Annotated in this window: 6 protein-coding genes; 1 reads left to right on the top strand and 5 read right to left on the bottom strand. The window is 62.0% G+C overall.

The annotated features are described in order from the left end of the window. Positions 1 to 124: 124 nt before the first annotated feature. Positions 125 to 1,516, top strand: a complete 1,392-nt coding sequence (locus BM062_RS09600) for an MFS transporter (RefSeq protein ID WP_092396197.1) — start codon at positions 125 to 127, stop codon at positions 1,514 to 1,516. 9 nt (positions 1,517 to 1,525) lie between these two features. On the opposite strand, the gene BM062_RS09595 is transcribed toward BM062_RS09600, so the two are convergent. The 5 genes from BM062_RS09595 to BM062_RS09575 all read right to left on the bottom strand — a co-directional run bounded on the left by BM062_RS09595 (position 1,526) and on the right by BM062_RS09575 (position 12,398). After that, positions 1,526 to 5,554 (bottom strand): translocation/assembly module TamB domain-containing protein, encoded by a 4,029-nt coding sequence (locus BM062_RS09595; protein ID WP_254785024.1) that lies wholly within the window; start codon positions 5,552 to 5,554, stop codon positions 1,526 to 1,528. A gap of 23 nt (positions 5,555 to 5,577) precedes the next feature. After that, entirely contained in the window at positions 5,578 to 7,368 is a 1,791-nt protein-coding gene (locus tag BM062_RS09590; RefSeq protein ID WP_371326570.1) for an autotransporter assembly complex protein TamA, read from the bottom strand. A 243-nt stretch (positions 7,369 to 7,611) separates the two neighbouring features. Continuing rightward, complete coding sequence (gene fumC, locus BM062_RS09585) at positions 7,612 to 9,003, bottom strand: class II fumarate hydratase (protein WP_092396195.1); 1,392 nt, start codon at positions 9,001 to 9,003, stop codon at positions 7,612 to 7,614. 70 nt (positions 9,004 to 9,073) lie between these two features. Continuing rightward, positions 9,074 to 11,914, bottom strand: a complete 2,841-nt coding sequence (locus BM062_RS09580; protein WP_092396193.1) for a bifunctional diguanylate cyclase/phosphodiesterase — start codon at positions 11,912 to 11,914, stop codon at positions 9,074 to 9,076. A gap of 136 nt (positions 11,915 to 12,050) precedes the next feature. After that, positions 12,051 to 12,398, bottom strand: a complete 348-nt coding sequence (locus BM062_RS09575; RefSeq protein WP_092396191.1) for a DUF3579 domain-containing protein — start codon at positions 12,396 to 12,398, stop codon at positions 12,051 to 12,053. Positions 12,399 to 12,664 lie beyond the last annotated feature (266 nt).

Genomic DNA, 12,664 nt, shown 5'->3' with positions numbered 1-12,664 from the left:
GCAGGCGGCCAAGGTAACAGATTGCATGCTATCTGAACGGCAAAAAATTGTCAAAAATACTATAATTATCCCCTTTTAAGCAGGGCAGGCGGGGCTTTTGCCCGCCCCGCCCGCCTACCCCTTCATGGCCATATCCCGCGTCTTCCTCACGCCGCTGATCGTAGCTTGCGCCCTGTTCATGGAAAACATGGACTCTACCGTGATCGCTACCTCGTTACCCATGATGGCACGCGACATGGGAGAAAGCCCGATCGCGCTCAAGCTGGCGATGACTTCCTACCTGGTCAGCCTGGCGGTATTCATCCCGATCAGCGGCTGGATGGCCGACCGCTTTGGCGCCCGCACGATATTCCGCAGCGCCATTGGCGTGTTCATGCTCGGTTCGATCCTGTGCGGCATGTCGAACACGCTGGCGGAATTTGTCGCGGCCCGCTTCCTGCAGGGCGTGGGCGGCGCCATGATGGTGCCGGTCGGGCGGCTGGTCATCCTGCGCACCACCTCCAAGGCGGAACTGGTGCGCGCGCTCAGCTACCTGACCATCCCGGCTTTGCTGGGGCCGGTGATCGGACCGCCGCTGGGCGGTTTCATCACCACCTATTTCCATTGGCGCTGGATCTTCTTCATCAACGTCCCGATCAGCATCCTCGGCATTTACCTGGCCACTCGGTACATCGAGAACCTGCGCAGCGATGATACCGTACCGCTCGACTGGATCGGTTTCCTGCTGTCGGCGATCGGCTGTTCGACGCTGATGTTCGGCCTGGCCAGCGCCGGCCGGCACCTGGTGGCCGGCGACGTCTCGCTGGCTTGCGCGGCAGTCGGCACCGTGAGCTTGCTGGCGTACACATGGCATGCCTTCCGTACTCCGCATCCGCTGATCAACCTGCGGCTGCTGCAGATTCCGACGCTGCGCATGAACGTCTTCGGCGGCTCGCTGTTCCGCATCGGCGTAGGCGCCTTGCCGTTCCTGCTGCCGCTGCTGTTCCAGCTGGGCTTCGGCCTGACGCCGTTCCAGTCCGGCCTGCTGACCTGCGCTTCGGCCGCCGGCGCAATTTTCGTCAAGACCATGACCACCACCGTGCTGAAAAAATTCGGTTTCAGGAGCGTGCTGGTCTACAACACGCTGCTTGGCGCGCTGTCGATGGCGGCGTTCGGCGTGCTGAAAGCCGATTCACCGCATATCTTCATCATCCTCATGCTGCTGCTCGGCGGCTGCGTGCGGTCGATGCAGTTCACCAGCCTGAATGCGATTGCCTATGCCGAGATCGACCAGCGCCAGATGAGCCAGGCCACCAGCCTGACCAGCGTCGCCCAGCAGCTGGCGATCGGCCTGGGCGTGACGGTCGGTGGTTTTGCATTGCAGGTGTCGAACCAGGTGCAGGGCCACGCCACCATCGTCAGCGCCGATTTCTGGCCGGCCTTCCTGCTGATCGCGCTGGTTGCGCTGGCTTCGCTGCCGTTTGCCTTGAAACTGCAGCCCGACGCCGGCGCCGAACTGTCGGGCCGCCGCGCCTGATGGCCAGGATTAATCGAAGCGCAAGTTGTACAGGACTTCCAGGCCGTTGATGGTGCCGCCGCGCATCACCATCGACCAGCGCCGTGAAAATTGCCAGGTCAGTTTCAAGATGCTGGCGGCGCTGGTCAGGCTCTGTTCGTAACCCAGGTTGATTTTCTCGGTGATGACCTTGCCCAGGCTGACCACCTGCTCGTTTTCGATGCCGGAGTCGCTGGAGCCGATCGAGAATTCGTCGAACCCGATGCCTTGGGCAATCTTCTTGCCGCCATAATTTCCCAGCAGCGCCAGCGCCTGGCCGGCGGCCTGGCGCTGGCCCAGCGCAGAACTGTCGCTGCCGTGGCCGAACATCAGCCAGGAGAGTTTTTCCTCGTCCGACACGTTCGGCTCCGATACCAGCTTGACCCGCAGGTTGCCTGGATTGCCGGTGATCTCGGCGCCCGCTTCGACTTCCTGGTTGCGCTTCATGGCGAGGATGTTGATATTCGGATTGTCGATCGCCCCCTGGAAATTGATCAGTCCGCGCTCGATCGCCAGCTTGCGGCCAAACACCTCGTAGCTGCCGCTCGCGACCCGGATCGTGCCGGTGGCGCGCAGGGGCTGGTAAGGCTCGCTGCGGACCTGCATGGCGCCGCGCAACAGCAGGTCGGCGCCGCTGCCGCGGAAGCGGAAATCACTGCCAAAATCGACTTCCACATTCATCACCGGGGTGGCGCCGCCGGCCGGTTTCTGCGCCGCCTTGGCCAGGCGTTCCTGCTCGGTCAACGGCGTCGCGCGCGCCTTCACTTCCTTGCGCACGATGACCACATCGTCGCCCAGCACCGGCGCGCTGCTCTTCGGCAGGTCGAACAGGGCTTTGTCGACCGTGAACTTACCGTCGACGTGCAGCTGCTCCTTGACGTTGGCGATCTTGGCCTGGCCCGACAGCATCAGCTGGCGGTCCGGGCTGGCGAACAGCTGCAGGCGATCGGCGACCACGCTGGCCGTCAGGTCAGGATTGTCATGGCCGAGCTGCAGCCGGCCGGTGGCGCGTATGGTGCCGTCGCCGCCGTGGAATTCCAGCTGCTGCAGCTCGACCACGTTGTCAGCCAGGTTCAGGCGCGCCGTGCCGTCCTTCAGCTTGATGCCCTGGTCGAACAGGGTGACGGCAAGCTGGTCGCCGGCGACTTTGCCTGACAGCATCGGCTTGCCCAGCTGGCCGCCCAGGCTCAGGTCCAGCGCCAGGCTGCCGTCCAGCGCAACCTGCGGTCCGATCAGCGCGCCGATGGATTTCAATTGCGGCACCTGCAACCTGGCCTGGCCGGACAACGCCGAACTGTCGCTGGCGGCCCAGCCGCTGTCGCTATGCTGCAGGGCCAGTTGCAGCTGCGCGTCCAGCGTCCCTATCCTGGAAGCCGCCAGCCGGCTATCCAGCCTGACCTGGCCGCCCTGCAGGTCTGCCCGCAGCTTCAGCTCCGACAAACCGAGGCTGACGTCGCCGCGTCCCGGATTGACGCGCAGGTCGCCGCTGCGGCGGACGATCTGCAGGTAACCGCCGACGGTCTCCGCCAGCGAAAAATCCCAGCTGCTATCCAGCACCAGGTCCGTCTTCAAAGGAAGTTCGGGGCCGCCGAACTCATGCGCCAGGCCAAGTATCGTCGCTACGTTGAGCGCATTGACGCTGCCGGCCGAACGGATTTTTCCATGGTCGTAGCTGAAATTTTTCAGGTCGACCTGCGCATCGGCCACATTCAAGCGGCTTGCGCCCAGCACCACGCGCCCCGCCTCGGCGCTGACCGCCAGCGGCGCCGCCAGGCTGATGCGCGGCGTGCCTTGGTTCTGCAATTCGCTGAGCTGGCCCTGCCAGCCGTATCCGGCCTTGCTTTCGTTCAGCTGGCCTTGCGCTGCCAAGGTCAGGTGCAAAGGTTTGCCGCGCAGGGTGCCGCTGCTGTCCAGCTTCAGGGTATGGGCGCCATACGTGCCGGCCAGGTTCAGGCTCAGCTTGTCGAGCGCCATGTCGGCGCTATGCAAGCCGCGGCCCTCTACGCTAAGGGCCAGCCGGTTGGCGGCGGAATTGAGCTTGGCGTTCAGGTCCGCCTGTATATCGGCCTGCCCTGACAGGCTATCCGCCCGATGTTCGCCATAGGCCAGTTTTTCGGCACGATACGTGGCTTGCACATTCGGCTTTTGCAAGGTTCCGCTGAGCTGGCCGTCCAGGTGTACGGCGCCGGAAATGCCGAAACCCAGGCCCTGCAGCTGCGGCGCATCAAGCTTCAAGACCAGGCGGTCGCCGGCAGCGCCGAAGCTGCCCTTGGCCTGCAGTTCGTTGCCGGCCACCGACAGCGCAACGTCGCTAGGCAGCAAGCGCGCGCCGGCCAGGTTGAGCAAGCCGCTGCCGGTCATCGGCAGCTGGTCGTAGCGGCTATCGCGGATGGCGAACTTGAGCTTCACCTTCAGTTCCGGCTCCAGGTTGCCGCTGGCGTCGATATCCATGTTGATGTTTGCCGTCACAGCCTTGGCTTTAGGAGCGCTGACGGCGCTACCGGATTTTGCTGCGCCCTTGGCAGCGCTTTTCGCCGCAGCCGCGCTGTCGATCCAGAGAAAGGGATTGAAATCGCGCAGGCTGCCTTTTACCGCGTAGGCCATTCCGGCGCCGCGTTCCAGGCTGCCAGTGGCATCGAGACGCGCCGCCCCGGCTGCCAGCTGCGCCGTTTTCACGGCGATCTGTTTGGCGTCGATCACGGTTTCCAGTTTTGCCTTGTAGTTGGCGTCGGCCAGGTCCAGGCTGATCTGCTGGTTTTCCGGCGTCAGCCTGACCTTGAGCGGCCCGCGCAACTGCGTCGGTTTCAGCTTGCCGTGCAGCGCCTGCAGATCCAGGCCGGCAACGTCGAAACTGAATTCACCGTTGCCCTTGTTCTTGCCGTCGCCATGGTATTCGCCCTGGCCGCTGATGCTGGCGTCTTTCAGCAGTTTCAGCTGCAGCCGCGACAATTGCTGGACCTGGGTATCGAGCCGCAATTCGGCGCCGGCGCTGACCAGCGGCAAGCGGTCCTGGTCCAGCGCGCCGGCGTTGGCATTGGCGATGCGTATCGGTCCGCTCACCGTCAGTGTCGCCAGGTCCACCACAGCCGGTGCGCTGCCGGCCGCAGCAGCAGCGGCAGCAGGCATCTCCGGCTTCAGCGCAACCTGCAGGCTGAGGTCGGCCTGCGGCGCGCTGCTGCTGAACAGTTTCGGATTGATGTGGGCGGCGTTCAATTCAAGCTGCTGGAACGGGATGGGTGCAAACGGCGTCGCGGCAATCTTCGCAGTTCCACTCAATTTGTCGCCGCGTGCATTCAAGCCTATGTCCAGCAGCGCCAGGGTGCCGGACAACACCGCGTCCACCTGGTATTTTTCTTTCTGGTATTCGCCGCTCAAATCCGCCCCGCCGCTCAACGCAAACGGCTTCACGCCGTTCAGGCTGAGTTTGGCGCTGGCCTTGCCGTATGGCGTGTCAAGCCGTTCCAGCACCAGGTTATGCTGGGTGCCGTCGGATTCCCCATGCAGCTGCAAGCGGCTCAGTTCCGTCGTGCTCAATCCTTGGTGCAGGGACAGCTTGTCCAATGAAACATCATTGAGGGCAAGCTGCAGCGGCAACGCCAGGCTGGCCGGCATGACGGTCGGTTCCGGCGGCGTCGGCTCCAGCCGGGCGTCGACATTGCCTACGTGCAGGTAAGCGACATCCAGCTTGAGCGGCGACAGGTTCACATGCCACTTTGCGTCGATCCGGTCAATCTTGTATTGCTGGGTGGCGTCGCGATAGACCACGTTGCGCAACTGCAGACCGTCCGCAACCGTGCCGCCGGCCAGCTGCCCGGACAAATTGCCATGCATTGCCCAGGTGGCCAATTGCCACATGGCCCGGGTGCCGGATTCGGAATGGATGCCGAAAAACAGCGAGCCTGCCAGCACCAGCGTCAGCAACGGCAAAACCGCAAGCGTCCGCCACAGCCAGCGCATGCCTCCGCCGTTCTTGTTCGGCGGCGGGCGGGCTGATTCCTTGGAGATGGCTGCTTCGGTCATGCGTTCAATCTTGAAAAGAAAAATCAGAAGGCGATGCCCAGCGAAATATGCGGCCGGAACTGTTTGGCCTGGACGCCGTAGGCAAGGTCGACATTCACCGTCCCGACCGGGCTGCGGTAACGCACGCCGAGACCGGTGCCGACCTTGGTAGCGCGGTCGGCCCAGCTGTCGGTGGCGGTGCCGATATCGTAAAACACGGCGCCGCCCCATTGCTGGGTCAGCCAGTGCTGGTATTCGGCGCTGCCGGTCACCATGTACTTGGTCGGATAGACGGTGCCGTTCTGCGCATTGCCGATACTGTCGTAACTATAGCCGCGCACCGATTCATTGCCGCCGGCGCGGAACAGCAAGGAGGCCGGCACCGCGGCGCTGGAACCGGCGGTAAACACGCCGCCCAGCTCGGTGCGCAGGATCACCACATCGCGTTTCGCTACCGGGAAATAATGCTTGTAGCGGCCATCGGCCCGGAAAAATGTCTGGTCGGTCAGCAAGCCCTTCACGGCAAACCCGGTCTGCACCGAAAAGATATGGCCGCTGCGCGGGAAAATGGAATCGTCGACGGCGCGCCTGACCCAGGCAAATCCAGGCACCAGGGCCTGGTGCTGGCCCGGCTGCACCACGGTATTCGGCGGCAAGGTCGCTCCATCGGTCTGCTGCAGGCGGTCGCGATAATAATCCAGGGTCAGCGCGGTATCGTAGTTTTCCAGCGAGCGGGCGCGCTTCAGGCCGATTTTCATGCTGCGCAAATCGACGCCCTGCAGGGTGGTCCGGTCGTACGAGCCGTTGATGCCATTGACGAAGCTGCGCTTGTCCGGCGGCATCGACAGGTCCAGCGCACCGTATTGGCGGCGCTGTTCGATCTTGGTCTGGGCGTCGAACACCCAGGCTTTGCCGAACACATTGTAGTTGGTGTAGCGGCCTTGCACCTGGGCTCCGGTGTCAGAGGCGTAACCCAGCCCGGTGCGTATCCGCTGCGTCTGGAACTCGGTGACCTGGACATTCACCGGCGATTCCAGCGCTTGCGCAGGATCGTCATTGATGCTGACGATCACATTGCCGAAATATGGCGTGTTCTGGATCTGGCGCTGCAGCAGCAGCAGGCGGTCGACGCTGTACTCCTCCCCTACCTGCAAGGGATTGACGTTCTCGATGATGCTGGCCGGGTAGCGCTTGGTGCCGGTGATGTGCAGCGCCCCCAGTGTGAACGCGGGGCCGCTGTCGTATTGCACGGACAATTCGGCGTCATTGTCTTCCGGCGTGATCCGCGCTTCCGAATGCGCGACCTTGGCCGCCGGATAGCGTTTCTTGAGCAGCACCTGCAAACCGTCATCCTTGGCCTTGGCCCAGTCTGCCTGGCGAAAAGGCTGGCCTGCGGGCAAGCCCCAGTTCTGCTGTATCTGGCGCACCCGCTCAGGCATCTCGGTGGCGGCACTGCCGACGACGCCGACAGTCGCAGCGGACACCATGGTGCGCTGCTGCGGATCGACCTTCAAACGGATGGTCTTGACCTCCCCCGGTTCCACCGTGACGCTGGTCTTGGGCGAAAAGTAACCTTCAGTCGAGGTCAGCTGCGTAACCTGCTCATCGACCGTATCAACCAGGAACTTCAGCTGATCCTCGCTCAGGTCCTGGCGGTCCTTGTAGCGCGACAGGTCGAGGTGCTGGTCAAGCAAAGCCTTCAGATCGCCGGGAGCCTCGATCTCCACCCGATAGGCGGCGCCGGCGCCGGCCGCGCTCAGGGACAACAGGCCAAAAACCATGCCATACAGATAGGGCTTCAAGCAAATGGCAGGCGCACGCAAGCACTTCATCATGCGCGGCAGCCCATGGCCGGCAACGGCAGCGGCGTGTCGGGTGTGATCAGCAAAACCAGTAAGCGCATAAGCAAGGGCAACAGTAGCGGAGGGTCATTTTAACAAATATTGTTTTTCTATTGCGAAAACGACATTATCCCTATAGCGTCATTGTATTGGATGCTCTGCACGTTTGGTGCGATGTAACATGATTTAACCTGCGGCTGCCGAGAACGGCCAGCCTCAGCCGCCCTGGCAAAACGCTTATTCCGGGTACGTCATTTTTGCCGGCTGCACCCATTCGGCAAACTCCTGCTCTGTCACATAACCCAGCGCCAGCGCCGCCTGCTTCAGCGTGCTGCCGTCGTGGTGCGCATGCTTGGCGATCTGTGCCGCGCGGTCATAACCGATGTGCGGCGCCAGCGCCGTCACCAGCATCAGCGAACGTTCCATCAGTTCGGCGATGCGGTCGCGGTTGGCGGCGATGCCGTCGGCGCAATGCTCTTCAAAACTGGCCATGCCGTCGGCCAGCAAACGCACGCTTTGCAGGAAATTATGGGCGATCAGGGGCTTGAATACATTCAGTTCGAAATTACCGGAAGCGCCGCCGAAATTGATCGCCACGTCATTGCCGAACACCTGGCAGCACAGCATGGTCAGCGCTTCGCACTGGGTCGGGTTGACCTTGCCCGGCATGATCGAGCTGCCCGGCTCGTTCTCCGGGATGCTGATCTCGCCCAGGCCGGAACGCGGCCCCGATGCCAGCCAGCGCACATCGTTGGCGATTTTCATCAAGGCCGCGGCCAGGGTTTTCAAGGCGCCGTGGCCGGCAACCAGGGCGTCGTGCGCGGCCAGCGCGGCAAACTTGTTGTCGGCGGTACGGAACGGCAGGTTTTCAGTTTTCGCCAGCTGCGCCGCCACCCGGCTGCCGAAATCCTTGGGCGCGTTGAGTCCGGTGCCGACCGCGGTGCCGCCGGCCGCCAGGTCGCACAACGGTTCCAGCGCGGCTTTGATGATTTTTTCCGCGTGGTCCAGCTGCGCCACATAACCTGAGAACTCCTGGCCCAGCGTCAGCGGCGTCGCATCCTGCAGGTGGGTGCGTCCGATCTTGACGATGTCATCGAAATCCGCGGATTTCCTGTGCAGGGTCGCGCGCAGCTTTTGCAGCGACGGCAGCAGCTTGCTGGCGATGGCGAGAGCGGCGGCGACATGCATCGCCGTCGGAAAGATATCGTTCGAGGACTGGCTCAGGTTGACCGCATCGTTGGGATGCACCAGGCGCGCTTCGCCGCGCACGCCGCCCAGGATTTCCGAGGCGCGGTTGGCCAGCACCTCGTTCATGTTCATATTGCTCTGGGTACCGGAACCGGTCTGCCACACCGACAGTGGAAACTCGTCCGGATGCTGTCCCGCCACGACCTCTTGCGCCGCCTGGATGATGGCGGCAGCCTGGGTTTTCGGCAGCTTGCCGAGATCCAGGTTGACTTGCGCGCACGCTTGCTTGACCGCCGCCAGCGCCACGATCAGTTCGGGCGGCATGCGCTCGCTGGAGATATGGAAATGATGCAGGCTGCGCTGGGTCTGGGCGCCCCACAGCCGCTCGTCCGGGACTTCAATCTTGCCAAAGGTATCGCGTTCGGTTCTGCTGGTAGCCATTTCATCTCCATAAAAGTGACGACGCCCGACAGATCCGCAAAATCCGCAGCCAAAGGGCGCCAACAGAGTCCTATGGTAATACTTTTCCCTCGCGCAGGATGACTTCGATGTCATCCGCCGATACCGGTTCGCTGAAATAGAAACCTTGCATTTCATCGCAGCGATGGCGCTGCAGATAAGATAACTGCTCTTGCGTTTCGACGCCTTCGGCGATTACCTGCAGGCGCAGGTTATGGGCCAGGGAAATGATCGAGGCCACGATCGCCGCGTCGTCCTGGTCAACCGTGATGTCGCGCACAAAAGACTGGTCGATCTTCAGCGCGTCGATCGGGAAACTCTTGAGATAGGCCAGGCTTGAATAGCCGGTGCCGAAATCGTCGATCGACAGCTGCACGCCGATCGATTTCAAGTCATTCAGGATGCCGACGGCCAGCTCGACATCCGTCATCACCAGGCTTTCCGTCAGCTCGATTTCAAGGTAGTGCGGCGCCAGCCCGGTTTCTTCGAGCACCTTGGCGACCTGCTGCACCAGGTTCTGCTGGAAGAACTGGCGCGTCGACAGGTTCACCGACATCCGCAGGTAACCCAGCCCCATGCGCTGCCATGTCTTATTCTGTTCGCAGGCGGTATGCATCACCCAAGCGCCCATCTGCACGATCAGGCCGGTTTCTTCCGCCAGGTCGATGAAACGCGTCGGCGAAATCATGCCGAGCTGGGGATGCTTCCAGCGGATCAGCGCTTCCATGCCGACCATGCGGCCGGTGCGCAGATCCACCTGCGGCTGGTAGTAGAGCAGCAGTTCCTTGCGCTCCATCGCATTGCGCAGGTCGCCCTCGATGCGCAAGCGTTCCAGCGCGCGTTCATTCATCGCCGCGGTATAGAACTGGTAATTGTTGTTCCCCATTTCCTTGGCGCGGTACATGGCGATGTCGGCGTGCTTGAGCAGGCTTTCCGGGTCTTCGCCGTCATTCGGGTAGACCGCAACGCCGATGCTGCAGCTCAGGAAAAAATCGTAGCCTTCGATTTGCAAGGGACGCGCGATCGCATCCATCATGCCTTGGATCAGGCCCACGCTCAGCTCTTCCTCAAGACGCTCCGGCAGGATCAGGACAAACTCATCGCTGCCCAGGCGCGCGATGGTGTCCGCCTCGCGCGTGAACGCCTTCAGGCGGCTGGCGACTTCCTTCAGCAGCTGGTCGCCGGCATTGTGGCCTAGCGTATCGTTGACGAATTTAAAGCGGTCGAGATCGACGAACAGCACCCACACCCGGTGGCCGTACAGCTCGCCGTAGACGATCGCCTGGCTCAGCCGGTCGCTCAGCACGTTGCGGTTGGCCAGCCCGGTCAAGGTATCGTGGCGGGCCTGGTGCTCCAGCTCGGCTTCGTAGCTCTTCATTTCCGTGATGTCATACAGCGCCGTGACGAAATGGCTGACGCGCCCGGAACTGTCTTTCACCGGCGCCACATACAGTTCGTTCCAGAACAAGGTGCCGTCCTTGCGATAACTGCGGAACACGGCGTTCGCGCTGCGCTTTTCACGCAATGCGGCGCGGATTTCCTCCAGGCCGATCTGGTCGTGGTCGTCGCCATGCAGCATCTCCAGGTTGCGGCCGATCATCTCGCTGGCGGTGTAGCCGGTGATCCGCTCGAATGCCGGATTGACGTACTCCACCAGGTAGTCCGGTAATTTGGCGCTGGAAATGATGATCGCGTTGGCGCTCGACTCGATGGCGCGCTCGCGCAGCTGCAAGGCGTCTTCGGCGCGTTTGCGGGCGACGATGTCCTCTTTCATCATCTGCGTCGCCAGCCTGACCTGCTGGGTGCGGGCATCCACCAGCTGCTCGATCCGCTTGGAGCGGGTCGACAGGAAATACAGGTAGGTGGCGCCCATCCAGCTCAGCAGGCTGCCCAGTATCAGCACCAGGATCGATCCGGCGTTCTTCTTGGTGAATACGCGCGGCGGCGCCGACGCTTCTATATACCAGGACTTGCCGGCCAGCTCGAAAGTCTGCGACATGTCTTGCGGGGCGTCGTACAGCAGCCAGGCGGGCAGCCAGTCGCTGGCGTTGGGCAGGGCAATCGGATTGCCTTGGCGATATACCAGAGTGCTCTCCTCCGGCTTGGCGCTGGCATATACCCGCAGGTAGAAATCTTCGCGGGCCTGCACGCCGTCGCGCGACAGGACACTGCCGACGAAAGCATCCGCCCGCAGTGCCGCGCTGGTATAGCCCATCAATGCAAGGCGACGCTGCTCGACGCTGTCCAGCGCTGCGCCGTGCCGATATACCGGCATCAGGATAATCAGCGCCAGCTTGCCGTCGCTGGTGGCGGAGCGCAATGCAAACAGATCGGTAGACGAGGGCAAGCCGGAGTCGCGTGCACGCTGCCCCGGTTCTGCCTGCAGCAAGCTGGGCGCGACATCGACGCCGAATACGTTTTCATTCCCTGTCATCGGCTCCACATAGTCGACCACCCGGTACTGGTCCCGGCCTATGCTCGGCGCCGGCTTGCCGTCGCTCAGCTGGCGAATCGCGAAATTGGGGAAATGCTTGCGCATTTCCGCTTCATAGGCGGGCCGCTGGGCGGCCGTCAGCACTCGCTGGAAAGTCAATGACTTGATAAAGGGAGAACGGCGCAGCATCGGCGCCGTGAAGGTATGGAACTGTTCACGGCTGACGTCGTCCACCGTGAGAAACAAGCGATTCACGGTTTCCAGCTCATGGACCAGGGAGTCCAGGCCATCCACCACGGCCTTCAGGTGGCCGCTGGCCAGGCGCCGGAATTCGGCGTCCATTTTTTCATATTCGAGGTGGCGTACCGAGACAAACAAGCCGAGCGTAATGGCCAGACCCAATATCAAACTGGATAAAGAGGCAATGGGTATGAAGATTGACGAGCCACGACGAAACATTTCTACTCCATTGCGAACAATAGGCGAAATATTACACGGTCTTCTTACTGGAGAACGTCGCGCGCCGATTTCTTTTTAGTGCCGGGAATCAACTAAAAGCTGTGTGGCAAGAACCCTCGCCGGCGCAGGCAAGAAATCAGGCAGGTTTTGGTGTTTCAGCGTCCGGCAACAGGCAGGCATGCAAGATCTGCAGATCGTTGTCTTTCGCAAAATTGACCACAAAATGGTAAGCCAATGGCTCAATCTGCCGCAGGTCTTCATTGACGACGACCGAGCGCACGCCGTTCAGCAGCACCGGCCGCACATACGGCGAATATTGCAGGTGGGCGTTGCGGCCGCCCGATCCTTCCGGGCGAAAACAGGCCATGACGCCGCACAGGCGCTCAGCCCAGTCGCTGGGACGGAACTGCCTGCCATCGCTGGTAATACCTTGGATGAAAAATTCGCGGGCGGCGGCGTCAGGAGGTTGGATGGTATCAGCCATGCGTACAGCTCGTTTCTTCTATAACGCTTGCTACAGACATTTGCTTAGGGCCTGTTGCCATATAATTTGGGGGATGCGTTCAAACCAAAACGTGTGTTGGCAAGGCGCGTGGCTTGCAGGGGCAGGTCGCCCCTGCAAGCCATGCAACGCGGCCAGCGCACGTTTTGGTTTGAACCCTTCGGGAACGGCTGCAGGCGTCGCATGCCGCGCGTTCGCACCCCCAAATTATATGGCAACAGGCCCTAACCTCTGGTTCTGGTAGAAGC

It is taken from the genome of Collimonas sp. OK412 (assembly GCF_900112135.1).
GTDB lineage: Bacteria > Pseudomonadota > Gammaproteobacteria > Burkholderiales > Burkholderiaceae_D > Collimonas > Collimonas rhizosphaerae.
The sequence above is the reverse complement of the archived record's forward strand: the minus strand, read 5'-3'. Positions and strand labels throughout refer to the sequence as shown.